This is a genomic window from Mycolicibacterium sp. SMGY-1XX (genome assembly GCF_059132455.1).
In genome coordinates, this window is sequence record NZ_CP101139.1 from 3,988,090 (window position 1) to 4,013,853 (window position 25,764).

Here is a 25,764-nt window from a genome sequence, read left to right on the forward strand (position 1 = left end):
TCTCACTGCGCGGCCGCCCAACGCTCAGCGAGTTCGGCGAACCCGCCCGGCGTGGGCCGGCCCCACGCCCGCAACCGGGCGATGCCCCCGTCGGGATACGCCTGCAACCGCAGCGCGGTCACACCGCGGGCGTCCACCGGGTACACCCGCCGCAGATCCGGTAGCAGCGCGGTGCGTTCCAGCACCGGGACGTCGAACGTGACCGTCCACCAGGAGGTCCCGTCGAGTGGGCGCTCACGAGCTCCCAGCACCCGCACCTCCTGCGAGGCGTTGAACACGAACCAGGTGGTGTCGACCTCGATGCGCCGCAGGTCGGCCTCGGCGGCCAGCGCGATGATCACCGCGTCGTGGCTGACCGGCCCGATGTCCCGCCGCCTGCGGGTCTCCCAGCCATCGCCCATGGTGTGCGGCCGCCCCGGCGCGATCAGCGAGGCCGCGTCCGAATAGAACGCGTCGCTGGACCACACCACGCTGCCGCCGTTCTCGATGCCGGACATCTCGACGGTGACATCAGCCCACTCGGCGGGGTCGACGATCACCTCGCCGTACACCCGCAACCGGGCCACTCCCCCGTCCGATTCCAGGTTCAGCCGCACGTGGGTGATCCGCCGCGGATCCCCGGCCGCCAGGAGGTTTCGCGAATCTGGCTTCAGCACCGTGGATTCGGTGATCGGAAACCAGGTCACAGATGGTGCGGTGGCGTCGGCCGACGGCGCCAGCGTCGCGCCGTACACCTGCGCCGCGGTCGGGTGATTCCCGGTGAAGAACCGGGTGTCGACGTCGACGGTGTGCACCACGCCCGGGGTACCCAGGCGCACGATGGCCCAGTCACCGCCCGGGTAGGCGTGCCTGCGGGTCTCCCATCCGTCCACCACTTCGCCACGGAGGTCATAGGTACCGGGGATGAAGGCGGGTTCCGAGGCCAGCAGCAGACGCTCCTTGGCCCCGAACGACTCGTCGCTGGCCGCGATCACGCTGCCGCCCACGGCCCGGGCCGCCAGGTCCACGCCGCGTTCGCAGCCGCTCACAGCGGCACTCCCAGCGCCGTCGACAACGGCCAGTGGCTGCGGGCATTCACCGGCCCCGGAGCGTAGGCGCCCACCGTGCTGGTGGTCAGCCCCAACCCGACCAGAGCCTGGGCCAGGGCCACCGCCGCGGCCACCCCGTCGATCGCGGGCACTCCCAGTCGCGCCGAGATCGCCCCGGTCACCCCGGCCATTCCCGCGCAGCCCAGACAGATCACATCGGCCCCGTCCTGCTCGATCGCCCGCTGCGCTTCGGCGACGATGGCCTCCACCGCACCCGCGGGGTCTGCGTCCACCTCCGCGGTGCTCAGCCCGCAGGCGCGCACGGACACGCAGTGGGCCGCCAGCCCGGCCAGCAGCAGCCGGTCTTCGATGGCGGGGATGGACCGTGCCAGGGTGGTGACCACCGAGAAGCGCCGGCCCACCAGTTGAGCGACGTGCGCGGCTGATTCGGCGATGTCGAGGACCGGGACGGTGAGCAGCTCCTGCAGCGCGTCTTTGCCGTGCTCACCGAAGCCGGCCAGCACCACGGCGTCGAAATCGAAGGTGCCCGCGTCGAGCAGCCGCACGGCCACATCGAGTGCACCGACCGCCGCGAGATAACTCTCCGCCGCCGAGTCCACGGCGGCCGCGCCGAACAGCGGTGCCAGCGCCACGATTTCGGTACCCGGAGCCGCCGCGGCGCGGGCGGCCGCGGCGATCTCCTCGGTCATGGTCTGCGAGGTGTTGACGTTCAGGACAAGGATCCTCACGCCGCCACCAGGTTCGCCAACAACCTGCCGCGGTTGGCGTCGGCCACGGGCCGGCCCGCCAACCAGGTCTGCAGCACCGCGCCGCTCAACTCCAGGCCGTCATACGGGGTCAGCGGATGACGGTGCTGCAACTGCGCCGCCTCGACCCGTGACGAGGCGTCCGGGTCGAAAACCACCAGATCGGCGGTGTGGCCGAAGGCGATGCGGCCCCGGTCGGTCAGCCCGGCCAGCGCTGCCGGTCGCTCGGCCATCCACCGGCATACGTCAGCCAGGTCCAGGCCCCGCCTTCGAGCCTGCGTCCACACCGCCCGCAGACCCACTTGCAACGAGCTGATACCACCGAACGCCACCCCGAAATCACCGTCGCCCTTGAGGGCAGGTGCGCACGGCGAATGGTCGGAGACGATCATGTCCAGCACTCCGTCCCCCAGCGCCTCCCACAGCTGCCGGCGGTTGTCCTCGTCACGGATCGGTGGGCACACCGCGAACTCGGTACCGCCGTGGGGAACCTCGGCGGCGGCGAATGTCAGGTAGTGCGGGCAGGTCTCGGCAGTCACGGGCAGGCCGTCGCGTTTGGCCGCGCTGATCAACGGCAAGGCGGCGGCGCTGGAGACGTGCACGATGTGCGCCTGCGCCCCGGTGCGGCGCACCGCGTCGACCACCAGGGCCACCGCCTGCACCTCGGCCGAGTCGGGCCGGCTGGCCAGGAACGAACTGTAGGACCCGCCCTGTGCCGCAGCGGTTTCGGCGAGCACACCGGCACTCTCTGCATGCACCAGCATCACCGTGCCGAGAGCCGCTACGACCTCCATGGCCCGGCCGAAGTCGGCGGGGCTCAGCGGTGGGAAGGCCGCGTTCCCCGAGTCGGCGAGAAAGCACTTGAAGCCCAGGCAGCCGGCCGCCGCCAGCTCAGCCAGCGCGTCGAGATTGCCGGGCACCGCACCGCCCCAGAACCCGACGTCCACACGGCAGAAACCCTCCGCCGCAGCGCGTTTGATCTGCAACGCGGCTGCACTGGTGGTGACGGGGTCGCAGTCGAGCGGCATGTCGACGACGGTGGTGATCCCGCCGGCGGCAGCGGCGGCGGTGGCCGACGCGAAACCCTCCCAGTCGGTCCCGGGGTCGTTGATGTGCACATGGGTGTCCACCAGTCCCGGCAGCAGCACACTGCCCGCGGGCAGCACCACCTCGAGGGCGGCCCGGCCCGCGGCGGGATCAACGGCGGTGATGACACCGCCGGTGATCCCGATGGACGCCGGGCGTACCGCTCCGTCGATCACGGCACGCTCGGCGTGCAACAGGACGTCCAGCGACATCACCCGAACTTCTCCCGGAAGTGGTGTGTCATCTCCGGCCACACGTGCGGATCGTGCCCGGGGATCAGCGGATAGCCCTTCTCCGCGGCCAGGGCTTTGAGCCGACGGATCGGCTCCACCGTCTCCTCGGGGTCCACCCCGACGTATCCGCCGATGGCCAGTTCGTGCTCGATGTTCTCGGTGAGATCGGCGGCGTCGAACGCGAACACATAACCACCGCCGCCCACCGATTCGTCGAGTTCCACCACGAAGCTCTGGTGGCCGGGGGTGTGCCCGTAGGTCGGCACCGCGGTGATCCCGGGTGCCACTTCGTCTTCGCCGTCGGCGAGCCGCCAGTCGATACGCGGGTCGTCGAAATCGATCCGGAAGATCGCATGCTTTTCCGGCTCAGGGTGATTCGACAGTCCGAACTCCAGCTCCCGGCGCTGGGTGTGCACCGGTACCCGGCCGGCGAACAGCTTGAGCCCGCCGGCGTGATCGACGTGCAGGTGCGACAGCCCGACGAGGTGGATGTCGTCGATGTCGACGCCGATCTCGGCGAGCGACTCCTCGATGGGCTCGCCGGGACCCGGCAGCAGCGGCTGGTACTCCACCGACGGATAGAACCGTCGCCGCAGATATGGGTCCCTGATCAGCGCGGTGTTGAAACCGGTGTCCAGCAGCACCCAGCCACCGTCGGTCTGCAGCAGCACCCCCGGCACCGGTTCGCGCATCGTGATGTCCTCCGGGGCACCGTGCACCGACACCGATTTGGGCAGATCCTCCCAGCCCAGGGTCAGTAGCACGATGCGCCGGACCTTGCTCCTGCGAACCAGATTCACTATTCGGCGCTCAATGTCGCGATGCGCAGGCTGTTGGGATTGGTCACCACGTGTGACTCCTCCACACCCTTGAGCCACGGCTGGGCCACCATGAAGTCGTCGACGTCGGCGACGTTCATCCAGCAGCCGGTCTTGCTCGCTTCCAGCGCCGCCGTCGAGAACGGTTCGGGCGCACCGGTGGTCAGGCCCTGGGCCAGCGCTTCGGTGATGGGTGGCGCCGAGCAACCCAGGTAGTTCAGGCCGCCGTCCGCGTCCCAGGAGATGTGCCCCCAGGTATAGGGCGAGGGTGCATCCGGCCATGCCAGCGCAGTGAACACGTCCGGCGCGGACTGGCCGTCGGTGCCGATCCAGCCGTAGATCTCCGAGGTCGGGTAACTCTGCACCGTCGCGGTCAGCCCGGCAGCCGCCAGCTGCGTCTGGATCAGGTTGCTGATCAGCTGGTTGTCCGGGTTGGACGAGTCGTAGCCGATCACCACCGACTTCTGGTCGGCGGGCAGGCCGGCGGCGATCTGTGTCAGCACCGAGGGATCGTGTTTGATGTCCTGTTTCGCGAATTCGGGGGCCAACATGTTCGGCGGGTACACCTGCTCAGCCACCTTGCCGCGACCGAAGTACGTCTGCTCCACCAGGGCTGCTGTGTCGATGGCCTGCAGCAGCGCGGTGCGGTTGGCCTGTTCGGTCAGCATTCCCTTGTGCGGGTTGAGGTACAGGTAGTTCGACATCATGGTCGGCAATGAGTAGTTCGCGTACTTGTCGTCGTCGATGTACTGCTGGACCGCTGAAGACGGCAGGTCGTGCAGAATCGCGGCGATCTGCCCGTTGTTGAACTGCAGCTGCTGAGCGGAGACGTCGGTGATCACCGGGATCTCGACGGTCTCGAAATAGGGCTTGTCACCCCAGTATTCGGGGTAGGCCGCCAGGGCGTAACGCGAACCCACCTCGGCGGCGGTCAGCGTGTACGGCCCGGTGCCCAGATCGTTGGTGGTCAGGTAGCTCTGCGCGAAGTCATCCCCGCCGTGCTGCTGCAGCCCGGCCGGACTGACCATCCGCGGTCCGTACGGGGCGGCGATGTAGTCCAGGAACGCGGCGTTGGGCGCCTTCAGCGTGACGGTGACGTCGTAATCGCCCTGAGGAACCACGGATTCGATATCGGCGACCATATAGGCGGGACCCTGGTTGACCGCGAGCCGGCGATCGAAGGACGCTTTGACAGCAGCGGAGGTGAACGGGGTTCCGTCGTGGAAGGTGACGCCCTCGCGCAGCTTGAAGGTGAACACGCGGTGATCGGGTGACTCGGTCCACTCGGTGGCCAGCAGCGGTTCGATCTCCGGCTTCTCCGTGCCCGCTTTGTACTGCAGCAGACCTTCGTAGATGTTGGTGGTCAACAGCAGTCCCTGGCCGGCGTAGAAGACGTCCGGGTCCGGCGGCTGCCCCGGGTCCTGCAGGAACGACAGGTGCAGCACCTTGTCGGTGGGCGCGGCGTTGGGTTCGCCTCCGCCGGAGTCGGATCCGCCGCCGCACCCGGCGAGGGTGAGCATGACGGCGGCGCCGGCGGCCAGTGCCGCCAGACCGCGGCGACGCAACGACATTCGACTCACAGAGCGGCTCCTTCGAGGGTGGGTGTGCTGATTCGGGAGAATGCTTCCAAGATTTCGTCCGACGTCCGGACGGCGCCGGTCTGCAGGTACTCCATGGCGTCGAGGGAGGCGTCATGGCGTTTCTGCGACGAACCGCCGACACAGTCGGCGACCACCCGCACGTAGTAGTCGCGCTGGTGGGCATCGGCGAACGTGTAGTGCACGCAGACATCGGTGAGTCCCCCGATGAGGATCAGGGTGTCGGCTTTGAGCCCGCGCAGCACGATGTCGAATTCCGTTCCGATGAAACCGGAGTAACGGCGTTTGACGAGGTGGAACTCGGGCCTGCTGCCGTCGAGGATGGGACGCAGGCTGGGTTCCAGGTCGGTGCCCGGCTGCCCTTCGACGCAGTGCACGCCTTCGGTGCCATCCAGTTCGCGGCCGAAGTCGACGCCGCTGGGGCGGTGCACCTCCTGGAAGAACACCACCGGGAGGCCGGCGGCGCGGGCGGCGGCCAGCAGCCGCTGCGCCACCTCGACGCGATCGGCATGCCCCGCCATCACGGGGATCCCGGCCTCGTCGGCTGTCATACCGCCGCCCTCCTGGATGTCGACGACCACCAGGACTGGATTCCCGACGATCAGTGGTTGTTTCGGCATTTACCCTCCTGCGACAGCGATACGTGGATCCGCGGCGGCCTGCAGCAGGTCGACGGCGGTGTTGATGAAGACGTAGAGCGCGCCGAGCATCAGAGTCACCCCGGCGATGGCCGGGAAGTCGGCGACGGGGATGCTCTGGGCGATGTACTGGCCGATGCCGGGCCAGCCGAACACCTGCTCGACCACCAGCACCCCGGAGAACATCAGACCCACCTGCAGCCCGGTCATCGACAGCGCGGCACCCACGGAGTTGCGCAGCACGTGCCGGGCCATGATGCTGCCCTCCGAAAGTCCCTTGGCGCGAGCGGTTCTGGCGTAGTCGCTGTCGATATCGGACAGCAGGCTGGAGCGCAGCACCCGCCCGATCGCCACCGCCGGGCCGATTGCGATGACGAACGCCGGCAGGATCAGATGATGCAGGGCGTCGACTACGACGTCGAACCGGCCGTGCAGCAGCCCGTCGACCGTCAGCAGGCCGGTGGGCCCGTCGGGCGGATTGGCCACACCGATGCGCCCGTTGGCCGGTACCCAGCCGAGCTGTTGATAGAAGACGATCAACCCGAGAATGCCCAGCAGGAACATCGGCGCCGAGGCACCGGTGAACAGGATGGCCCGCAGCACCCCGGCGCCACGCCACTTCAGCGTCGTGGAGAACGCCAGCAGAACGGCCAGTACCAGCGCCAGCGCGATACCGCACAGTGCCAGTTCCAGTGTGGCGGGCAGGAAGTCACCCAGGTCGGAGGCGACGGGATGGCGGGTGCGGTATGACGTACCGAGGTCGCCCTGGACCGCGGCGGTCAGGTAGTTCCAGAACTGGGTCAGCATCGGTTCGTTGAGGCCGAGTGCTTCGCGCCGCGCGGCCACCGCGTCCGCCGAGGCCTGCGCGCCCAGTTGGGCTTTCACCGGATCCAGTGGCGAGATGTGCTGCAGGATGAACATGACGCCGGTCAGGGCGATCAGGATGGCCACCATCGCGACCAGCCGCGTTGTTATGAATGTTTTCATCTAGACCGTCTTCATCAGGTTGCGCAGGCTGTCGCCGGCGATGTTGCCGATCAGTGCCAGGACCAGGACCCCCAGACCGGGCATCACCGGAATCCACCATTGCTGCAGGAAGTAACTCAGGTTGCGGGCGGCATCGGCGCCGAGTTCGGGCGCGGGTGCCGACTGCCCGAGCCCCAGGAACGACAGGGCGGCCAGCGTCAGGATCAGCGTCCCGATATCGAGGCTCGCCGCCACCAGGGAATTGGGCACCGCGCCCGGCATCAGGTGGCGGAACGCAAGCCGAAATCTCCCGACACCGGCCAGCTTTGCCGCCTCGACGTGCGGGCGCGCCGCCAGCCGGGCCACCTCACCGCGGACCAGGCGCGCGTAGAACGGCCACCACACGATCGACACCGCGATCAACGTGTGGACGAATCCGGGGCCCAAGGCGGCCACCACAGCGATGGCGAGCACCGGCGCGGGCAGCGACAGGAAGGCGTCGGTGATGCGCATCAGCAGCGTATCGACCCAGCCACCGACCGTTCCGGCGATCAACCCGACCAGTCCGCCGATGAGCAGACCGACCGCCACCACCGCCAGCGCGGCGAACCAGCTGGAACGCACGCCGTAGAGCACCCGCGAGAGGATGTCGCGGCCGATGTTGTCGGTGCCGAGCAGAAAGCCGTTGGCACCCGGCGCCTGCAGCGGCATGCCCGCCGGCACCAGCGGGTCGTACGGGGAGATCAGCGGCACGGCCACCGCGATGAGCGTCACCAGGAACAGCAGTGAAAACCCCGCCCAGTTCATCATGGTGGCACGTGAGGTGGCCAAAGCCCATGCGCGCCGTGGTCTCCCGGCCGCGGCCGCCGGGGCCGGCAGTACGGCGTCGGTGATGACAGCCATTCAGCTCGCCTTCCTCTCGATACATGCCAACTGGTGAAGGCCACCGGGGCGGCCCTCGAGCCGGACGTCCAACGCGGTGTCACTGCACGCGTCGATCGCGATGGGACAGCGCGGGTGGAAGGCGCATCCGCTCGGCGGCGACAGAGGGCTCGCGGGTTCGCCGCTGAGCAGCGGGGTCTGGCGACCCAGATCGGGAATGGAGTCGACGAGGGCTTGCGTGTAAGGGTGCGTGGGGCGTGCGATCACCTCGTCGACGGGACCGATCTCGACGATGCGGCCCAGGTACATGACAGCCACCCGGTCAGCGACAACCCGTGCGACCGACAGGTCGTGGGTCACGAAGACCACCGACATGTCCAGCGAGCGCCGCAGGTCGCCGATCAGATTCAGCACCGAGGCCGCCAGCGACACGTCCAGGGCACTGGTCGGTTCGTCGCACAGCAGCACCGAGGGCGGTACCACCGTGGCACGGGCCAGCGAAACCCGCTGCCGCTGACCGCCTGACAGCTGCGCGGAACGGGACTTGGCCACCTCCTTGGGCAATCCGACCCGCTCCAGCACCTCCGCCACCGCGTCCTGGCGCCGGCGTCGCGACAGCCCGGAACCTTTGAGCCGTTCGGCGATCAGTTCCCCCACCGACAGCCACGGGGTCAGCGACGCGCCGGCGTCCTGGAACACCATCTGAGGTCCGGTACCACCGTTGCGGGTCACCGAACCCGCAGTGGGAGTGTCCAATCCGGCGATCAGGCGCAACAGTGTCGATTTGCCCGAACCGCTCTCGCCGACCAGCGCCACCGACTCCCCCTGAGCGACGTCGAGTGAGATGCCCCGCAGAGCATGCAGTTTCCCGTGACGCTTGACCGAGAACACCTTGGTGGCATCGCGCACCGACACCGCGGGTGCGCTCACCGTCGTGGCAGCGCTCACGACGGGCGGCTCCGGGACGGGTTCGGCGGCCGGTGATCCGAGCTCGGCACTGGCCTGTTCACCGGGCAGAATGCAGGCGCTGACCCGGTCGTGGCCAACGGCAACGGGATCAGGTGGCGTGCGGGTGCATTCGGGTTTGGACACCCGGCAGCGAGGTTCGAAGGCGCACCCCGGCGGGGGCGTTACCGGGCTGGGCACCGAACCGGCCAGCGCCGCCAGCCGGTGCTCACGTGAGGTCTTCAGCGTCAGCCGGGAGCGCAGCAGGCCGTGGGTGTAGGGATGCGCGGGCTGCGACAGCACCCCGGCGGTGGGTCCGATCTCGGCGATCCGCCCGGCATAGAGCACCGCGATGCGATCGGAGATCTGGGCTGCGACACCGAGATCGTGGGTGATCAGCACGATGCTGCAACCGATCTCGTCACGGAGACGGCGCAGCAGCCGCAGCACCTGCGCCTGCACCGTGACGTCCAGTGCGGTGGTCGGTTCGTCGGCGATGATCAGGTCGGGATCGCCGGCGATGGCGATGGCGATCATCACCCGCTGCCGCAATCCGCCCGAGAGTTCGTGTGGGAACGCCCGCATGCGGCGTTGCGGGTCCGGGATACCCACCGCGGTCAGCAGGCGCAGGGCCTCGGCGTCACTGCCGGCCGCTTCGGCCACCTGCCTGCCGATCCGCATCGTGGGGTTCAGCGAGGTCATGGGGTCCTGGAAGACCGCGCCGAGATCGAGACGACGCACCTTGCGCAGGAGTTTGTCCGCGCCGTGGACCATGTCCGAGCCGGCCACCTGCACCGCGCCGTCGACCCGGGCGTGCCCCGGCAGCAGCCCGAGCATGCTGAATCCCAGAACGCTTTTCCCGGACCCGGATTCGCCGACCAGGCCGATGATCTCGCCGGCGCGGATACGCAGGGAGACACCGCGCAGGGCATGCACATCCTTGCCGTTTCGCCGGAACGTCACCGAGAGGTCGTCGACGGTGGCGACCAGCCGCGGCGAACCGTCGGCGGCGACGTCGGCACCCGCGGCCCGGGCACCCGTGTCGGGGGCACCTGCTGCGATCTCCGAGGTGGCATTGGCCATCGGTCACTCCCGCTGGTCGATGTTCCAGGCGCGGGCGGCGCAACTCTGAGCCATCAGCCTGTCGACTGACAGTTTTCACATCTCAGTGGCGCCGTTGGTGTCACCGGCGTAACCAATGAATGAGCGCAGGTAACCGCTACGTCGCGTGTGTTTCTGTCGTGTGACAGAAAACTCGGAGACTCCACTTCCCCGTGTTGCTGAGCCACGATGAGGCGGTGACCACCACTCGGGGCCGGCCCCGGCTCACCACCCAGCGGCGGCCGGGCGCAGGCGCCCGCGATGAAATCCTCGATGCCGCAGGCGAGCTCTTCACCACGCGCGGTTACGCCAGCACTTCCACCCGCACCATCGCCGAGGCGGTCGGCGTCCGGCAGGCCTCGCTCTACCACTACTTCCGCACCAAGGACGAGATCCTGTCCGCGCTGCTGCACCAGACCGTGACTCCCTCACTGCATTTCTCCCAGCGACTCACCGAAGTCACACCGACCCTGTCGGCGCCCCAACAGCTGCATGCCCTGGCCGCTTTCGACGGTGCCCAGCTGCTCACCGGCCGGTGGAACCTGGGAGCGCTGTACCTGCTGCCCGAACTCCGGGAGGCACGGCTGGCCTCGTTCTGGGCGGACCGCGAACGGCTGCGGCTGTTCTATCTGCGCTGCAGTCAGGCCACCGCCCCCGTCGACGACGATACCGCCGACCTGCCGTTCCGCCTCGTCGAAGCCCTGGTCAACATGCGGGCCGCCCAGACCGCCGACAACAGCGCCGCACTTCCCGAACGGGTGGCCGATGCCTGCCTGCGCGTCCTCGGCGTCACCGAGGACGCGCTGCACCAGATCCGGGCCCGCACCCGCACCCTGCTCGTCGCGCCCTGACGTCTGCAGCCCGATCACCTGTACCATGCGCCACATGCCGTTGGCCGACGGTGCCACCTTTGCTGGCTACACGATCATCCGCCTGCTCGGCGCAGGCGGTATGGGTGAGGTGTACCTCGCCCACCATCCGCGACTGCCCCGCCAGGACGCGCTGAAGGTGCTGCCACCGTCGGCGAGCACGGACCGCGAGTTCCGCGACCGGTTCGAACGTGAAGCCGACCTGGCGGGCGGTCTGTGGCACCCGCACATCGTCGGTGTGCACGACCGCGGCGAGTTCGAGGGCCAGCTGTGGATTTCGATGGATTACGTGGACGGCACCGACGCGGGCGTGCTGCTGCGCAAACACCCGGGCGGTCTGCCGCCGGAGCAGGTGCTGGCGATCGTCAACGCAGTGGCCGAAGCACTCGACTACGCCCACGACCGTCAGCTGCTGCACCGTGACGTCAAGCCGGCGAACATCCTGATTGCGCGATCGAACGCCGGTAGTCAACGAATCCTGTTGGCGGACTTCGGCATTGCTCGCAGAGCTGACGAAGCCAGTGGCCTGACCGCCACCAACATGACCGTCGGGACGGTGTCCTATGCCGCCCCGGAACAGCTGATGGGCAACCCATTGGACGGCCGCGCCGACCAATACGCTCTGGCTGCCACGGCCTTTCACCTGCTGACCGGGGCACCGCCGTTCCAGCACTCCAATCCCGCAGTGGTGATCAGCCAGCACCTCACCGCATCGCCACCGAGCCTGGGCCATCGCAAACCCGAGCTGGCGCATCTGGATCCGGCGCTGGGCAAAGCGCTGTCGAAGAACCCGGCCGACCGCTATGCCCGGTGCATGGACTTCGCCCGGGCCCTGGCGCACCAGATCGGGGCGCCCGCGTCGGCATCGAGCCTCGACGCCGGCGGCAGCGGCGCCGTCGAGGCCACCCGCCTGGCCACCGCCACCGAGACCGCACCCACGGCCACCACCCGAAGCTGGGCCCGCCCTGCTGTCCTGTTGCCCGTGGTCCTGGCATTGCTGTTGGTGATCGCGGTGGCGTTCGCGGTCGGCGAGTTCACCGCCGACAAGGAGACCGGGGCCGACACCAGAACCACCGCCACCACTGCCACCACTGCGCGTACCACCACGCCGGCTCCGGCTCCGCCGCCGGTCACCGCCGGCGCCGCCACGGAGACCGAGACGGACGTGGTCACCGAAACCGAGACCGCCTCACCGACCACCACACCGACCGTGAGTTCGGGTACCGCCGCGATCGGCGGCGACTGCCCGCAGGCCGGCGCCACCGGCGTCACCGCCGAGGGCACCAGCGTGTACTGCGCCAACCTGCAGTACACGGACCGCTACCTGTGGTCCAGCAGTCCGGCGCAGATCCCCAACCCCGTGGTGACCACCTCGCCGGCTGCCCCACCGCCGTTTGAAACCGAATCCCCGGTCCGGATCTGCATGGACCAGACCGGGCACACCCGGCTGCGCTGCGCCGAGGACATCCTCCGCGGAAACGGCGGTTGACCTGCGACGCGGCCACCGGCGAGCAAGCCCCGCGAAACGTTTGGTGAGGCACCGGCGATAACCCGGGCGTCTTGGTTGGAGTTTCACCGCTATGGCTACTGCGATAGGTTCACACCGCAGAAACGGAAGAAGGTTCTTGAGTGAATAGGCCCGTAGTGAAGAAGCTTGCTCTTCTCGTCGCCGGCTCCAGTGCCGCGGTGTCCATGGCCGTCCTGGGCACCGGCCAGGCGAATGCCGAGGTTCCCGACGTCACCGGCGAGCCCTACGGCCGTGCCATCGCCATCCTGAAGAGCCTGGGCTACAAAGGCACATTCGGCGGCGCCATCGGCAACGACCTGCCGCAGTCGCAGTGCATCGTGCTCGAGCAGCAGCCGTCGGGCCGGTCGGTCCGGATGCGGCTCAACTGCGAGCTCGCACCGGGCGCCGAACAGCCCGTCGCACCGAACACCCACTCGTTGGTGCCGCCTGGCGGGTCCATCCCGCAGCCTGGCACCAGTGGTGCCCCCGCGCCGGCGGATCCGAACCGGCCCACCCCGGGTGCCGGGACGGTCACCGTCACACCGCGCGTGTTGGGCTGATCAACCGGCCGCGCCGGTGATCATGGCGTGAAGTTCCTCGCCGCTCCACGGCGGCGAGGTGTCATGGTCGCGGTACCCGAGAAACGCCGGCGCCGGGCGGTCGAACCGGCCGACGAAATTGCCTGCACCGATCAGGATCTGCCCGGTGACCTCGCGGGCGAGGTCACTGACCAGGTAGGCGTACAGCGCCGCGACATACTCCGGCGGCGCCGGGGCCAACGCGCCCTGCATGGACACCTCATCGAGGAGTCCGCGACGGTGCAGGGTGCGAATCTGCTCTTCGTAGTCGGCGCCGGTCGACAGCCGAGTTCTCGCGCCGGGACACACCACATTGGCGCGCACCCCGTACTCCTTGAGCTCGGCCGCGATGGCCATGGTGAGACCGTTGACCGCCCCTTTGCCCGCCGGGTAGCCGGTGCCGCCGTAGTCGCCGAGGTACGCGAACGAGCTGGTGTTGACGATCGCGCCCGCCGAGCGTGCGACCATGCGCGGAGCGGCGGCCCGGCAGGTGTGGAACACGGTCCCGATGTGGCTGGCCATCAGTTCGTCGAACTGCGCACCGGTGACGGTCAGGATCGACGACTCGGGCGGCTCGGCGATTCCGGCGCAGTTCACCAGGATGTCGATGTCGCCGAAATGCTTCACGCAGGTCGCGACCAGCGCCTGCGCACTTGCCTCATCCGAGGGTGATCCGGAGAAGCCGACCGCGGTGTGCCCTGCGCCGTTGATCGACTCGACCGTCTCGGCGACGGCGTCCGCACCGCGTCCGTTGATCACCACACCCGCGCCGAGCTGCGCCAGCAGCTGCGCGACGGCGCGCCCGACACCGCGGCTTCCCCCGACGATGACAGCGCCGCGGTTCTGGAGGACAGGTTCGGTGACCGTCGACATCATGTCCATCAACATAGGGTGGGGCCATGACGGGGCCCAACCGGCGCGCAGGAGGTCCGAGCCGCCGCTGGGATCCGTTCCGTCCGCTGGACATGGTGTCGGCGCTGTGGTCGACGGCGGTGGCGGTGCCGCCGGTGTCCACCGGCGCGGCCGCCGCCTACCGCACCGTGTTCATCACGCTTCGCCGCCTGGTGGTCGGGCGCCGGATGACGGTGCGCGCGGACAGCGGCCCCATCACCTTGACCGTCTCACAGCTCGAGTCGCGCCTCGACGTGCGGCGCCTGGCAGTCGGACAACTCGATGACGTGCACGTCTCTGCCACCGACATCGGCTGGCAGGGCGGCCGCTTCGACCGCGCCTCGGCGGTGCTGCGCAACGTGCATGTACGCCCCGGCGCCCCTCCGACAGTGGTCGCCGCCCCGGTCCACCTCACCCTCGACGTCTCGACCTCGGCGCTCGACGACCTGCTGCCGACAATGGCTCCCCGGTTTGCCGGCACCATCGGTGACGACGGGGTGGCGCGCGTGCGGTTTGCGCGACGACCCGGGCTCGGACATGTGGAGATCGACACGGTGCTGGACGGCTCGGTTTTGATGCTGACACCTCGGGCGGTGACACTGCGGCGGCGCAGGTGGCCGCTGCCGCGGCGCACGCCGGCCTACCGGATCAGGTTGCCCGAGTTGCCGCACGGGCTGCAGCTGACCGACGTCGATTTCGAACCCGGCCTGGTGCGGCTGTCGGGCACACTGCCCGAGTGGCGGATGGAGTTCTCCCGCCGCCACCTGGAGTACCTCCTGGAGTTCTGACGGCGGACCCCTCAGAAGTAGCCGTTGGCCGGCGGCGTCGTTCCGTTGACGGCGTGATCGCCGGCGACATAAGCCTTGTAGTCCAGCGGGCTGTGGGTGGCCAGGGCGCGGGCGTTGCGCCAGTGGCGATCGAGATTCAACGATTTGGCCGTGGCCGACGCTCCCCCGGTGTCGAACAGTCGTTGCGCCGCGGTCAGCGTCAGCCGCTCGGCGATCAGCTGCGCTTCGGCGACGGTGACCGCAGCGCGGGCCAGGGCATCGGGATCATCGATGCGATCGTCGTCCACCAGCGCATCCAGATGATCAGCGGCCGACAACACCAACGCCTCAGCGGCTGCGGCCGACGCGGCAATCTCGCCGACGGCGTGCAGCACAAAGGGATCTGCCGCGGCCGTGTCGGCCAGCGAGTGCGCGGCGGGCCGCGCACGGCGGCGCACGTACTCGACGGCGTCGGCGCGCACGGCGGCCGCGATACCCGCCGCCACCGCGGCCAGGTACAGCTGCAGGAAGGTGGTGCTGTGCCCGAGGTGAGCGCCGTCGGAGACAGTGGTGACCTCGACGGGTTCCACCGCCACGTGGGTGAACCGGGTCCCGCCGCTGGCCGTGGTGCGCTGCCCGAAACCGTCCCAGTCGTCGAACAATTCGACGCCTTCGCGATCGGTGGGGATGATGGCCTGCAGATCGCGGCCGTGAGCGTCGACCGCGGATACGGCGATGACATCGGCATACAACGTGCCTGTCGAGTAGAACTTGTGGCCGTTGAGCCGCAGCACGCCGTCCTCGTCGGCCAGCACCTTGGTGTCAGCGCTGCCCGGCGCCTTGCCGCCGGAATCGGTGATGGCGTTGCCCACCACCAGTCCGGCGGCGATCTTCGGGAACCACTCCTGTCGTTCGGCGTCGGTGGCGCGGTTGCTCAGGAGCCGCTCGGAGAATCCGAAGTGGGCCCGAAGCGCTTGCGCCACATTGGAACTGCCGCTGGCGATCCGGATGACCGCGCCGAGCACGTCCCGCGCACTGGCGCCGGGCCCACCGTAGCGGGTGGGCACCCGCAGGCCGAGAATGCCGGCCTGGCGCAGCCGCTCCACGGCGTCGTACTGCAGCACCCGGTCCCGTTCGGCCGCGGCGTCCTCGTGGCGCAGGTCCTCGACGATCGCGTCCAGGCGCTCCAGCCGCTGGCCGGTGGAAAGAACGGGCACGACGTTGGAAGGGCTCGTCGACCGGGTGGGACTGACACTCATCAGGTTCTCCTGTCAGCGGAAGCGCGGAATGATGTGCTCGGCGAACCGGTCCAGCTCGGCCTCCAGCGGCTGGAACTGCAACATGAACAGATCGATACCGGCGTGCTGGAACGCGGTGATGCGTTCGGCCACCTGGTCGTAGCTGCCCACCAGGCCGGCCAGCGTGCCACCGTTGGAGCCCACCCGGCTGGTACCGGAAAGGACCTTGTACATCTGGGTTTTCGGGTCGGTGCCCGACGAGATCTCCGGACGTTGCTCAGCGTCCACCAGGGCCTGCAACCGGGCCAGCTCGGCATGGGCGTCGGCTTCGGTGTCCCGAGCCACCACGAACGCCGACAATCCGAACCGCAAAGGCGCACCGTCACGCGGTCGGGCCCTCAGGTCGTCGATCACCGCGACCGTCGCCTCCAGTGGCCTGCCGTTGATGAAGAACACGTCGGCGTACCGGGCGGCCAGCGCCCGCGCCGGTTCGGATTCCCCACCCAGGTACACCGGGGGAACCACCGCGGGCAGGGGCCGCACCAGTGCAGGCTGCCCGGTCGGATGCGTGGCGGAAGGCACTTGTTTGCCGGCCCACAGCGCCGTCACGGTGTCCAGCCAGCTTCTGGTGTAGGCATAGCGGTCGTCGTGATCGAGCAGGTCCACGCCGAGGGCTTCCAGCTCGGGCAAAAACCATCCGCTGACGACGTTGATCGACAGCCGGCCCGAGGAGATGTCGGCGATGTTCCCGGCGATCTTGGCGAACACCAACGGATTCACCAGCAGTGGCTTGATGGCGCCGATCAATTCGATGCGGCTGGTGGCCTCGGCCAGCGCCGCCAGCGTGGACCACGTTTCCAGCACATCGTCGTCGACATTGCTGGGATGCACGACGTGCTGGGCCACCAGGGTGGCGTCGAACCCCACCTGCTCGGCATGGACCAACAGGTCCCGATTGCGCCGGTAGCCGGCGTCGGGCGCGTCGTCGGGGTGCGCCCTGGCGCCGTGATTGCCGTACACCGGAGCCCATACCCCGAATCGCGGGGCTGTCACGAATGTGCCAGGTAGCGTTGGCGTTCCCAGTCGCTGACATGGCCCACATACTGCTGCCACTCGCTGCGGGCGATGGCTGCGAAATCCGCCACCGAGGCCGCGCCGAGAATCTCGGCGATGGTGTCATCCTGGGTGGCCAGCGCCAGTGCGGTGCCCAGAGAATCGGGCAGCGGTGTGCCGACACCGTAGAGATTGCCCGACGCGGCCGCCGGTGGCCGCCGCCCCGCCTCCAGGCCGGCGATCACGGCGGCCAGCGCTGACGCCACCAACCAGTAGGGGTTGGAATCCGAAGCGCCGGTTCGCAGTTCGATGCGGCTGGCACCGGGCTCGGGCTCGATCAGGGAGCGCACCGCAGCGCTGCGGTTGTCGCGGCTCCAGTTCACGGTATCCGGGGCGAAGGTGTCCGGCGCGAAGCGGCGGTAGGCGTTCACCGAGTGTGCACCGAACAGGGTGATCGACGGCAAGTGATCCAGCAGGCCGGCGATCGCCAGCAAGGCGGTATCACTCTCGGACCCGTTCACCGGCTCGAAAGCCGGCGTTTCGCCCTGCCACAACGAGATGTGCAGATGCGACGAACTGCCGGAGTGCTCCGAGAACGGTTTCGGCATGAAACTGGCCAGCTTGCCGTGTTTACGGGCCACTTCTTTGGCGGCGTACTTGAGCCGGGCGCTGTCGTCGGCGGCGGCCAGCGCGTCGGTGTACACCAGGTTGGTCTCCACCTGGCCTGGACCGTATTCGGTCTGCACCCCTTCCAATCTGGTGAAGGTGCCCAGCGTCTCGTACAGGTCGGTGATCAGCGGATCCAGGGCGTTGGCGTTCTCCAGCGAGTAGGCGTGGATGTCGTTCTGGAACGGCGAGCCATCCGGCTCCAGCAGGTAGAACTCGTACTCGACACCCACTTTGGCGGTGTAACCCAGCGACTCCAGCCGTGCCAGTACGCGGCGCAGCACCGCGCGGGGATCCAGCAGTGACGGTGACCGGTCGTGGCTGACGATATCGGAGATCACATGACCCACCCCGGGTCGCCACGGCACCGGCGTGAAGGTCGAGAAGTCCGGTAGCGCATACACATCGGGATAGCCACCGGCCCAGTTGGTCAGGGACAACCCGTCGATCACCGTGGCATCGGTGTTCCAGCCCAGTGATGCCTCACAGAACGCGAAGCCGGTGCCCTGGGCCCGGCCCAGGAACTGCGCGGCCGGGATCCGTTTGCCCTGGGCGTGGCCGAAGGGATCACTCCAGGCCACCTCGATCTCGGTGAGTGAGCCATCCTCGAGCCGGCGGATGAGTTCCCGGGCGCCGTCTGAATCGACCCGTGCCACTGCACCTTCGGCGACTTGGGTCATGCCGTCACCTGCGTCTTGGCTGCCACCCGGTTGCCGACCGCGACACCGGCGATGAAGGAAACGACCAGCAGTCCGATGATCACCCAGCCCAACACGCTCGACCCGCCCACCAGATCCGACAGGTTGGTCAGGATCAGCACCAGCGCGGCGGCCAGCGCCACCAGACCCAGCGCCGGGGCGATTCGGACCCGCCACTGCGAATATCCACGCCGGTCCCTGGCGAAGAACACCAGCACCGCGACGCTGGTGGCGATCAACAACACGACAAAACCGACCGTCGTCGCGCCCGCGAACCAGGTGTAGAACTGGGCGGCCGGGTCGAGCCCGAACACCACGGCCAGCAGCACGCTGATGGCCACCACCCCGGAGATCCACAGCGACGCCTGATGGGGCGAGGCATGCCGAGAGTGGGCGTGGCTCAAAGACTCCGGCAGCACGCCGCGCTGCGACAACGCGAACACGTACCGCGACGCCACATTGTGGAAGGCCAGGATGCAGGCGAACAGGCTGGTGAAGTACAGCACGGTGATCAGGTCGGTGCCGACCAGGCCGATGTAGCGCTGGGCGGTGTCGGCCAGGAAGGTGCCACCCGAATCGGTGGCCCGGGTGATCGCCTCCTCGTCACCCCACCCGGAGATCAACGCCCAGCTGGACAGGGCGTAGAACCCGCCGATCAGGATCAACGCGACGTAGGTGGCGCGCGGAATGGTGCGCTCGGGATCGCGGGCCTCGTCCCGGAAGATCGCGGTGGCCTCGAAGCCGATGAAGCCGAGCAGGGCGAACAGCAATCCGATGCCCACCGAACCGGAGAAGATCGCATCCGGGTTCACGATGCCCGACGACAATCCGTGATCGCCTCCCCGCACCACGATCACCAGGTCCAACACCAGCACGATGGCGATTTCGGCGGTCAGCAGCACTGCCAGGACCCGGCTGGACAGGTTGATGTTGCGGTAACCCAGATAGGTGGTCAGCGCGAACCCGACCGCGGCGAACAGCCACCACGGCAGGCTGGGCCCGCCGAACAGTTCCAGCACCACCGCTCCGGCCGGCCCCAGTAGGCCGTAGACGCCGGCCTCCAGTGCCACATAGCTGACCAGCGCGACGAAGGCGATCCCGATGCCCACCGGAAAGCCAAGGGCCTGGCGGACATACGAGAAGAAGGCACCGGCGTCGTCGACGAACGGCGTCAACGCGGTGAATCCGACCGCGAACAGCAGCAGGATGACGCTGGCCACCACGAACGCGGCGGGGAAACCTGCGCCGTTGCCGCCGGCCAGGCCCAACGGCACCACGCCACCGATCACACCCAACGGTGCGGCCGCGGCCACCACCATGAACACGATCGAGGCGACGCCCAGATCGCCGCGCAACCGGCGTGCGGGAGCGTTGGTGTCCGGCTCCGGTGAGCCGCCGCCGTCGGCCGGCGCTGTTGTCTCGGACATGGGTGTCCGCCCTTCGAGTCGAGTGGTGGTGAGCTTTCGGCACGATAGGAATCGCGCCCCGCCGACCACCAGCCCTGACGTCACCGTGAGTTCTATTACGACACAGTCGGACACAATCGTGTTGAGCGGTAATCTGCCGGCATGCAGCGTGGACGGTCCATCCGCTCGGTCGGCGGGCGGGGTATGCGCGCGCTGCGCGTCGGGGCCACCCCGATCCCCCATGCCGAGGTGCTCGATTTCCTCCGGCCGGCCCTCGCCGGTCACGGCATCGACCTGCGCATCGAGGTGTTCGAGTCTTTCGACGAGCCCAACGAGTTGCTCGCAGAAGGCCGACTGGACGCGAACTTCTTCCAGTACCTGCCGTTCCTGGAGGAATTCACCGGCCGCACCGGCGCGCCGCTGGTGGCGGTGGCGCCCGTACACATCGAACCGTTCGGCCTCTATGCCCGGCCCGGCAGCGGAATCCTCAACCTCACCGATATCGCCGACTACACAGAGGTGGCGCTACCCGCCGACCCGGTGAACGCCGACCGGGCGTTGGGCATGCTGCATGACCTCGGGCTGCTGACGTGTCCACCCGGACCGGCACCGCGCACCCTCGGCGACATCAGGGCCAACCCCCGCGCGCTGATCCTCAAGGAGATCAGCAGCTGGTTGCTCGGCGGCGCCCGCGAGGATTTCGACGTGGTCTTCCTGTTCGGCAATCAGGCCATGGGGTTGGGTGTCGGCGCCGGCGACGCGCTGCACTGCGACCACGGCAACACCACGTACGCCGAGTACCTGGTGACCCGTTCGGAACTGCGTGCCGACCCGCGCATCCGCGCCCTGGCGGCGGCGCTGAACGGCGATGACGTACGGGCGTTTTTGCTACAGGCCTACCGGGGACAAGTCATTCCGGCGTTCTGAACCGTATTGCGCTCACGCCGAACGAAACTGTTCACCGCAGGCGTGGCGGCCGCGACAGTGGACCCGTGTATCAGGCCGTGGGCCCTGCCGAGCCCGCCCCGGGGCCGACCATGCGCGTCGTGGTGGTCCTCGACGTACCGACCGACCCGCCGGGGCTGCCGCAGCGGGCGGCCGAACTCGCCGACGAGTTCGGCACCATGATGAGCCGCTTGCTACCGGGTGTACGGGCCCGCAAGGCGTCGCTGACGGCCGGCGAACAACCGGTACGCGACACCGAGGCCCCGCAGCGCGGGCTCCTCGTCGACGTGCCGCACCGGTGGGTGACGGTTGACGGCACACCGGTGCGGCTGGCGTACCGCGAATTCGAACTGCTCAAGTATCTGGTCACCGCCGCCGGGCGCGCGGTACCCCGCGCCGAGCTGATGCACAACGTGTGGGGTGATGTCACTGCACCGGATTCCGGTGCGGTGGCGACGATCTCGGAGCGCACCGTGGACACCCATGTGCAACGTGTGCGGGCCAAGCTGGGCAGCCACGGACGGTCTCTGGTGACCGTCCGTGGCAGCGGCTACCGCTTCGAACCCGCCGATGACACCCGAATCATGCTGTCGCGGAAAGTTTCTCAGACCGGCTAGCGAACTCAGCCCGGAATGTAGTCGAACGTGTCCGGGTTCGGGCCGGTGCGCCCGTCCTCGCCTTTGTCCAGGCCCGAGATCGCGGCCATCTGATCGCCGTCGAGCTCGAAGTCGAAGATCTCGAAATTCTCCCGCATCCGGTCCGGAGTCACCGACTTCGGGAAGACGACATCGCCGCGCTGAACATGCCAGCGCAGCACCACCTGTGCCGGCGTCTTGCCGGTGGCCTCGGCGATGCCGGTGATGGTGCTGTCACCGAGCACCTTGCCCTGGGCAATGGGCGACCATGCTTCGGTCACGATGCCGTGCTGTTGGCCGTAGGCGCGGACCTCGTCGTTGGTCAGGTACGGGTGCACCTCGATCTGATTGACCGCGGGAACCGTGGAGGATCCGGCGGCCAGCTTGTCCAGGTGCGCCGGCTGGAAGTTCGACACCCCGATACTGCGGGCCCGCCCGTCCCTGGCGAACTCCTCCAACACATTCCATGTCGACACGAAGTCGCCGTCGTACAGGGTGGGCAGCGGCCAGTGGATCAGGAACAGGTCGACGTAGTCGTAGCCCAGTGCCGCCAGGGTGTCATCGAACGCGCGGCGCGCATCATCCGGCTTGTGGAAGCCGTTGTTGAGCTTGCTGGTGATGTAGACGTCGCCGCGGGCCAGTCCGGCGGCCCGGATACCTTCGCCCACGCCCTTCTCATTGCCGTACATCTCGGCGGTGTCGATGTGGCGGTAGCCGATCTCCAGGGCGGTCTTCACCGTCGACGCGGTGTCGTCCGGCGGCACCTGGTAGACGCCGAACCCCAGCTGCGGGATGGTGGTGTCGTTGTTCAGTGCGATTGCGGGCACAGTGCTCATACTCTCCAACCTCTTCCTCTGACTCCTGAGTGCGTGTGGCCCCCCCAGGTTCCGATACCCCGGACACGCCCGGTCAACGCTACGCCCGTGTGCACGGTGTCAGGTCACCGCAAGTGCTCACCGAAAAATCTCAGGATGCGCACCCACGCGTCCTCCGCCTCGGGTTCGGAATAGAAGAAGCCTGCCGCGCGGGTGACGAACTGCAATGCCGCGGGCGTTCCCCAGTCGTTCATGAACGAATGTCCGACTTCGGGATACTCCTTGACGTCGTGGGCAACTCCCCCGTCGGTCAGGATGCGTTCGAGCTTGTCCGCCGCACCCTTGAGAGTGGGGTCCTTGGCGCCGTAGCTCGCTACGGTGGGACACGAATTTGCCAGCACCGCTGGGTCTTTCGGCCAGTTGCCGTAGTTGGGAGCGGCCGCGTCGAACACCCCCCGCGGCGCCAGCTGCAAACTGAACCCGCCACCCATGCAGAAACCGAGGACACCGACCTTGCCGGTGCAGGACGGGTCGGCCGCCAGCGCGTCGCGCGCGGCTACCACGTCGTCGATGGCCGCACCGCTGCCGGTACTCAACGCCCGCATGGTGGCCACCACGCATGCCACGCGGTTGCCGCGACGGAACAGCGCCGGCGCCAACGCCAGATACCCCTCCGATGCGAGCCGATCGCAACTGCGTTTGATGTCGGCGGTCAACCCGAAGGCGTCGTGAATGACGACCACCGCCGGCCACGGACCCTCACCGGCGGGCTGGGCGCGGTAGGCCGGCAGCGGGCCGGCCGGTGCTGGATACGTGATGTCCGTCATGGCGGGCACTCCTTCCCGAGGGGAATTCTTCCGCAGGTCGCCCCGTTAGACATATCGACGGTGCCGAGCATGCCCCGGGTACCACACCTCAGTCGCCTCGAGCGACCACTTGCCGAGAGGCGCACGCCGGCACCGTCCCCAAACTCCCTGTTTCTAGGCAGGCACTTCGTCGCCGTTGCGCGCGGTGCTCACCGCGATGTTGCCGAACCGCATCCGAACGGTGGTGCCGTGGTCACCGGCGTCGATGCCCACCTCGTCGGACAGCGCCTCCATCAACGGGATACCGCGGCCCCTGGTGCGTTTGGCCTCGCGTTCGGTCGAGTCACGCCACGTCCCGTGATCGCTGACGGTGATGGTCAGGATCGATGTCGATCTGTCGTACTCACCACGCAACTCGACTGTGCCGGCGTGGGTGGCGTGGCGGTACGCGAACTCGGCCACGTTGGCCAGTGCCTCGTTGACGGCCAGCACCAGGTCGTTGAGCCGTAGTGCGTCGAGTTCGAAACCCTGCCGCAACCACTGCTCCAACTCTTCGCGCAGCCTGACCACATTCACAGCGTCCGCGACCACACCTGCACGCTCGAAACCATCAGATTCGGGGGGCGCGGTGTCGTTGGTCTTCGTCATGGCAAAAGTGGGGCTACCCGGTTCCAATACACCTCACGCATCGAGTTTTGCGAGTGCCTCGTCCCTGGTCTGGAACAGGTCGACGATGTCGGCGATACCCACCAGTTTGAGCGGCCGGCTGGTCACCGGACCGTCGGCGACAACGCCGAATTTGACGTCGGCGGGCAACTGATCGTGAGCGCCCACCAGGACGCCCATCCCGGCCGACGCCAGGAACTCGACATCAGTCAGATCGACGACCAAAGCCGCGGGCGTCTTGCTCAGCGAGGCGGTGATCGCCTCTTCGAGCTGAGGAGCCGTCAGCATGTCGACAACGCCGGAGACGGACAGCACTGCAACTCGGCCGACCCACTCTTCACCGATGACACACGTCACCGGGCTGGTGGCTTCGTTGACGAGCTTTGGCTGTTCGGACAAGATTCACCTCACTGTTTGCACTGCACGGCCCAGCCGGATCGCGCGTGTAGCTCGCAAGGCTGCAGTCTGAACCCGGCAAGGACGTCTTTCGCACTGGAGCTAGGTTATCCCAGAAGATCACGGACGCGCCGCTGCCACCGGCCTGAGCACCCCGTGTCGACACCGCCAGCGAATCTTCCGGGAAGCCGCCGACGGACCCATGTAGACCAGGTACCGGATTCGCCTGACACTCTGGGGCATTTTTGTAAAGCTGGGCCCATGACCGACATCGCAGAACACACCGGCGTGCTCGCCGGCGAACATCGGATGCTCATCGATGGGGACCTACAGCCCGCGGGTACCGGCGCACTCTTCGACGTCGAACACCCCGCCAGCGAAGAAGTGGTGGGACAGGCCGCCGACGGCACAGTGGCCGACATGGACCGGGCGGTGGCGGCCGCGCGGCGCGCATTCGATGCCGGCGACTGGTCGCGCGATCCCGAGTTCCGGTTCCACTGCATGATGCAGTTGCACGCGGCGCTGGAGCGCGACAAAGAGCATCTGCGCCGGGTGCTCATCACCGAAGTGGGCTGTCCCGTGACGGTCACCGGCTCCCAGATCGAGAGCCCGATCGCCGAAGTGAAGCACTGGGCCGAACACGGGCGCGATTTTCGGTATCTCCAGGACACCGGCCTGCACGACACCCCGATGGGCTCCGCGCGCCGGAAGCTGTCCTTCGAGGCGGTCGGGGTGGTCGGGGCGATCACGCCGTGGAACGTGCCGTTCTACCTCAACATCGCCGAGACCGTGCCGGCTCTGATGGCGGGCAACACCGTTGTACTCAAACCTGCCCAGCTCACCCCCTGGTCAGGCAGTGAACTGGGGCGCATCGTCGCCGAGGACACCGACATTCCCGCCGGAGTCTTCAATGTCGTCACCTCGAACGCCAACGAAGTCGGCGCCGCACTGTCGGCCGATCCGCGGGTGGACATGATCACCTTCACCGGCTCGACGGCCACCGGCCGCGCCATCCTGGCCGCTGCCGCACCGACGGTGAAGAAGACCCTGTTGGAGCTCGGCGGCAAGTCGGCGCACATCGTGCTCGACGACGCCGACCTGACCGCCGCGCTGCCCCTGGCGGCCATGATGGCCTGTGTCATGTCCGGCCAGAGCTGCATTCTGCCCAGCCGGATCCTGCTGCCGCGCCGCCGCTACGACGAGGGCCTGGAGTTGTTGAAAGCTGCGATGGAGAACTTCCCGGTGGGTGATCCCTGGACTCCCGGAGTCATGCAGGGCCCCCAGATCAGCGCCGTGCAGCGCGACAAGGTGCTCGGCCTCATCGAGAGCGGGCTGAGCTCCGGTGCCCGGCTGATCACCGGCGGGGGCATTCCCGAGCAGCTGACCCGCGGTTACTACACCCAGCCCACCCTGCTGGCCGACGTCGACCCCGACTCCCGGATCGCCCAGGAGGAGATCTTCGGTCCCGTCCTCACCGTCACCGGTTACGACAGCGACGACGAGGCCGTGGCGATCGCCAACAACAGCATCTACGGACTGTCCGGCGAAGTCTCCGGCACCGACCTCGACCGCGCCATGGGTATCGCGCGACGGATGCGCACCGGCAACGTCACCATCAACGGCAAGAGTCACTTCGGTATCACCAGCCCCTTCGGCGGCACCAAACAATCCGGATTGGGATACCGCAACGGCGACCGCGGTTACACCGAGTACCTCGACATCAAGACCATCGGGATGCCCGGGTGATGGACGCACCGCAGATCACC

The 25,764-nt window shown here is 68.1% G+C and carries 25 protein-coding genes; 7 read left to right on the top strand and 18 right to left on the bottom strand.

Going from position 1 to position 25,764, the window contains the following annotated elements:
- Positions 1 to 2: 2 nt before the first annotated feature.
- Genes alc through NL241_RS19340 form a run of 9 tightly spaced genes read right to left on the bottom strand, consistent with a single transcriptional unit; the run spans position 3 to position 10,044 of the window.
- Positions 3 to 1,028 (bottom strand): allantoicase, encoded by a 1,026-nt coding sequence (gene alc, locus NL241_RS19300; RefSeq protein ID WP_494394745.1) that lies wholly within the window; start codon positions 1,026 to 1,028, stop codon positions 3 to 5.
- Positions 1,025 to 1,777: an aspartate/glutamate racemase family protein gene (locus NL241_RS19305; RefSeq protein ID WP_494394746.1), complete on the bottom strand. Its 753-nt coding sequence runs from the start codon at positions 1,775 to 1,777 to the stop codon at positions 1,025 to 1,027. The genes alc and NL241_RS19305 overlap by 4 nt, the downstream gene beginning before the upstream one ends.
- On the bottom strand, positions 1,774 to 3,093 hold the full coding sequence (gene allB, locus NL241_RS19310; protein ID WP_494394747.1) for an allantoinase AllB: 1,320 nt from the start codon (positions 3,091 to 3,093) through the stop codon (positions 1,774 to 1,776). Before allB ends, NL241_RS19305 begins: the two co-directional genes overlap by 4 nt.
- A complete protein-coding gene (locus NL241_RS19315; protein WP_487695105.1) occupies positions 3,093 to 3,914 on the bottom strand; it encodes an N-acyl homoserine lactonase family protein in 822 nt (273 codons plus the stop codon). The genes allB and NL241_RS19315 overlap by 1 nt, the downstream gene beginning before the upstream one ends.
- On the bottom strand, positions 3,914 to 5,503 hold the full coding sequence (locus NL241_RS19320; RefSeq protein WP_487695186.1) for an ABC transporter substrate-binding protein: 1,590 nt from the start codon (positions 5,501 to 5,503) through the stop codon (positions 3,914 to 3,916). Before NL241_RS19320 ends, NL241_RS19315 begins: the two co-directional genes overlap by 1 nt.
- Positions 5,504 to 5,508: 5 nt before the next feature.
- A complete protein-coding gene (locus tag NL241_RS19325) occupies positions 5,509 to 6,150 on the bottom strand; it encodes a cysteine hydrolase family protein (protein ID WP_494394748.1) in 642 nt (213 codons plus the stop codon).
- The gene (locus NL241_RS19330; RefSeq protein ID WP_494394749.1) at positions 6,151 to 7,155 is read right to left on the bottom strand and encodes an ABC transporter permease; all 1,005 of its coding nucleotides are present in this window, start codon (positions 7,153 to 7,155) and stop codon (positions 6,151 to 6,153) included.
- A complete protein-coding gene (locus NL241_RS19335; RefSeq protein WP_487695100.1) occupies positions 7,156 to 8,037 on the bottom strand; it encodes an ABC transporter permease in 882 nt (293 codons plus the stop codon). It abuts the gene before it with no gap.
- A complete protein-coding gene (locus NL241_RS19340; RefSeq protein ID WP_494394750.1) occupies positions 8,038 to 10,044 on the bottom strand; it encodes a dipeptide ABC transporter ATP-binding protein in 2,007 nt (668 codons plus the stop codon). It abuts the gene before it with no gap.
- 215 nt (positions 10,045 to 10,259) lie between these two features.
- Here NL241_RS19340 and NL241_RS19345 point away from each other — a divergent pair, with 215 nt between their 5' ends.
- From NL241_RS19345 to NL241_RS19355, 3 genes are all read left to right on the top strand, one after another.
- The gene (locus tag NL241_RS19345; protein ID WP_487695097.1) at positions 10,260 to 10,913 is read left to right on the top strand and encodes a TetR/AcrR family transcriptional regulator; all 654 of its coding nucleotides are present in this window, start codon (positions 10,260 to 10,262) and stop codon (positions 10,911 to 10,913) included.
- A 34-nt stretch (positions 10,914 to 10,947) separates the two neighbouring features.
- Positions 10,948 to 12,420 (top strand): serine/threonine-protein kinase, encoded by a 1,473-nt coding sequence (locus tag NL241_RS19350; protein WP_494394751.1) that lies wholly within the window; start codon positions 10,948 to 10,950, stop codon positions 12,418 to 12,420.
- A gap of 140 nt (positions 12,421 to 12,560) precedes the next feature.
- The gene (locus NL241_RS19355; protein ID WP_487695095.1) at positions 12,561 to 12,998 is read left to right on the top strand and encodes a hypothetical protein; all 438 of its coding nucleotides are present in this window, start codon (positions 12,561 to 12,563) and stop codon (positions 12,996 to 12,998) included.
- On the opposite strand, the gene NL241_RS19360 is transcribed toward NL241_RS19355, so the two are convergent.
- Positions 12,999 to 13,892 (bottom strand): SDR family NAD(P)-dependent oxidoreductase, encoded by an 894-nt coding sequence (locus NL241_RS19360; protein WP_487695184.1) that lies wholly within the window; start codon positions 13,890 to 13,892, stop codon positions 12,999 to 13,001.
- A gap of 23 nt (positions 13,893 to 13,915) precedes the next feature.
- Here NL241_RS19360 and NL241_RS19365 point away from each other — a divergent pair, with 23 nt between their 5' ends.
- Positions 13,916 to 14,695 (top strand): LmeA family phospholipid-binding protein, encoded by a 780-nt coding sequence (locus tag NL241_RS19365; protein ID WP_494394752.1) that lies wholly within the window; start codon positions 13,916 to 13,918, stop codon positions 14,693 to 14,695.
- A gap of 11 nt (positions 14,696 to 14,706) precedes the next feature.
- Here the strand turns inward: NL241_RS19365 and NL241_RS19370 are convergent, their stop codons facing one another.
- Genes NL241_RS19370 through NL241_RS19385 form a run of 4 tightly spaced genes read right to left on the bottom strand, consistent with a single transcriptional unit; the run spans position 14,707 to position 19,756 of the window.
- Positions 14,707 to 15,933: an acyl-CoA dehydrogenase family protein gene (locus NL241_RS19370; RefSeq protein ID WP_494394753.1), complete on the bottom strand. Its 1,227-nt coding sequence runs from the start codon at positions 15,931 to 15,933 to the stop codon at positions 14,707 to 14,709.
- Between the two features lie 12 nt (positions 15,934 to 15,945).
- Positions 15,946 to 16,965, bottom strand: a complete 1,020-nt coding sequence (locus NL241_RS19375) for an LLM class flavin-dependent oxidoreductase (RefSeq protein WP_494394754.1) — start codon at positions 16,963 to 16,965, stop codon at positions 15,946 to 15,948.
- Entirely contained in the window at positions 16,962 to 18,311 is a 1,350-nt protein-coding gene (locus NL241_RS19380) for a glutamine synthetase family protein (RefSeq protein ID WP_494394755.1), read from the bottom strand. Before NL241_RS19380 ends, NL241_RS19375 begins: the two co-directional genes overlap by 4 nt.
- The gene (locus tag NL241_RS19385; RefSeq protein ID WP_487695088.1) at positions 18,308 to 19,756 is read right to left on the bottom strand and encodes an APC family permease; all 1,449 of its coding nucleotides are present in this window, start codon (positions 19,754 to 19,756) and stop codon (positions 18,308 to 18,310) included. The genes NL241_RS19380 and NL241_RS19385 overlap by 4 nt, the downstream gene beginning before the upstream one ends.
- A 141-nt stretch (positions 19,757 to 19,897) precedes the next feature.
- On the opposite strand from NL241_RS19385, the gene NL241_RS19390 reads away from it, so the two are divergent.
- On the top strand, positions 19,898 to 20,662 hold the full coding sequence (locus tag NL241_RS19390) for a MetQ/NlpA family ABC transporter substrate-binding protein (RefSeq protein ID WP_494394756.1): 765 nt from the start codon (positions 19,898 to 19,900) through the stop codon (positions 20,660 to 20,662).
- A 65-nt stretch (positions 20,663 to 20,727) separates the two neighbouring features.
- The gene (locus tag NL241_RS19395) at positions 20,728 to 21,297 is read left to right on the top strand and encodes a winged helix-turn-helix domain-containing protein (protein ID WP_494394757.1); all 570 of its coding nucleotides are present in this window, start codon (positions 20,728 to 20,730) and stop codon (positions 21,295 to 21,297) included.
- Positions 21,298 to 21,302: 5 nt separating this feature from the next.
- Here NL241_RS19395 and NL241_RS19400 read toward each other — a convergent pair whose 3' ends face one another.
- The 4 genes from NL241_RS19400 to NL241_RS19415 all read right to left on the bottom strand — a co-directional run bounded on the left by NL241_RS19400 (position 21,303) and on the right by NL241_RS19415 (position 24,001).
- Positions 21,303 to 22,151, bottom strand: a complete 849-nt coding sequence (locus NL241_RS19400; protein WP_494394758.1) for an aldo/keto reductase — start codon at positions 22,149 to 22,151, stop codon at positions 21,303 to 21,305.
- A gap of 104 nt (positions 22,152 to 22,255) precedes the next feature.
- Complete coding sequence (locus NL241_RS19405) at positions 22,256 to 22,957, bottom strand: dienelactone hydrolase family protein (protein ID WP_494394759.1); 702 nt, start codon at positions 22,955 to 22,957, stop codon at positions 22,256 to 22,258.
- A gap of 153 nt (positions 22,958 to 23,110) precedes the next feature.
- Entirely contained in the window at positions 23,111 to 23,584 is a 474-nt protein-coding gene (locus NL241_RS19410; protein WP_487695081.1) for an ATP-binding protein, read from the bottom strand.
- Between the two features lie 33 nt (positions 23,585 to 23,617).
- Positions 23,618 to 24,001, bottom strand: a complete 384-nt coding sequence (locus NL241_RS19415; RefSeq protein WP_487695080.1) for an STAS domain-containing protein — start codon at positions 23,999 to 24,001, stop codon at positions 23,618 to 23,620.
- A 258-nt stretch (positions 24,002 to 24,259) separates the two neighbouring features.
- Between NL241_RS19415 and NL241_RS19420 the strand changes: the two genes are divergently transcribed.
- Complete coding sequence (locus NL241_RS19420; RefSeq protein ID WP_494394760.1) at positions 24,260 to 25,744, top strand: aldehyde dehydrogenase family protein; 1,485 nt, start codon at positions 24,260 to 24,262, stop codon at positions 25,742 to 25,744.
- Positions 25,745 to 25,764: the final 20 nt, after the last annotated feature.

Coding starts and splice junctions, on each gene's coding strand:
- NL241_RS19390 (WP_494394756.1), top strand. CDS start 19,898: ATGCAGCGTGGACGGTCCATCCGCTCGGTCGGCGGGCGGGGTATGCGC.
- NL241_RS19380 (WP_494394755.1), bottom strand. CDS start 18,311: ATGACCCAAGTCGCCGAAGGTGCAGTGGCACGGGTCGATTCAGACGGC.
- NL241_RS19420 (WP_494394760.1), top strand. CDS start 24,260: ATGACCGACATCGCAGAACACACCGGCGTGCTCGCCGGCGAACATCGG.
- allB (WP_494394747.1), bottom strand. CDS start 3,093: ATGTCGCTGGACGTCCTGTTGCACGCCGAGCGTGCCGTGATCGACGGA.
- NL241_RS19385 (WP_487695088.1), bottom strand. CDS start 19,756: ATGTCCGAGACAACAGCGCCGGCCGACGGCGGCGGCTCACCGGAGCCG.
- NL241_RS19350 (WP_494394751.1), top strand. CDS start 10,948: ATGCCGTTGGCCGACGGTGCCACCTTTGCTGGCTACACGATCATCCGC.
- NL241_RS19325 (WP_494394748.1), bottom strand. CDS start 6,150: ATGCCGAAACAACCACTGATCGTCGGGAATCCAGTCCTGGTGGTCGTC.
- NL241_RS19335 (WP_487695100.1), bottom strand. CDS start 8,037: ATGGCTGTCATCACCGACGCCGTACTGCCGGCCCCGGCGGCCGCGGCC.
- NL241_RS19360 (WP_487695184.1), bottom strand. CDS start 13,892: ATGATGTCGACGGTCACCGAACCTGTCCTCCAGAACCGCGGCGCTGTC.
- NL241_RS19370 (WP_494394753.1), bottom strand. CDS start 15,933: ATGAGTGTCAGTCCCACCCGGTCGACGAGCCCTTCCAACGTCGTGCCC.
- NL241_RS19400 (WP_494394758.1), bottom strand. CDS start 22,151: ATGAGCACTGTGCCCGCAATCGCACTGAACAACGACACCACCATCCCG.
- NL241_RS19330 (WP_494394749.1), bottom strand. CDS start 7,155: ATGAAAACATTCATAACAACGCGGCTGGTCGCGATGGTGGCCATCCTG.
- NL241_RS19340 (WP_494394750.1), bottom strand. CDS start 10,044: ATGGCCAATGCCACCTCGGAGATCGCAGCAGGTGCCCCCGACACGGGT.
- NL241_RS19365 (WP_494394752.1), top strand. CDS start 13,916: ATGACGGGGCCCAACCGGCGCGCAGGAGGTCCGAGCCGCCGCTGGGAT.
- NL241_RS19320 (WP_487695186.1), bottom strand. CDS start 5,503: ATGTCGTTGCGTCGCCGCGGTCTGGCGGCACTGGCCGCCGGCGCCGCC.
- NL241_RS19410 (WP_487695081.1), bottom strand. CDS start 23,584: ATGACGAAGACCAACGACACCGCGCCCCCCGAATCTGATGGTTTCGAG.
- NL241_RS19405 (WP_494394759.1), bottom strand. CDS start 22,957: ATGACGGACATCACGTATCCAGCACCGGCCGGCCCGCTGCCGGCCTAC.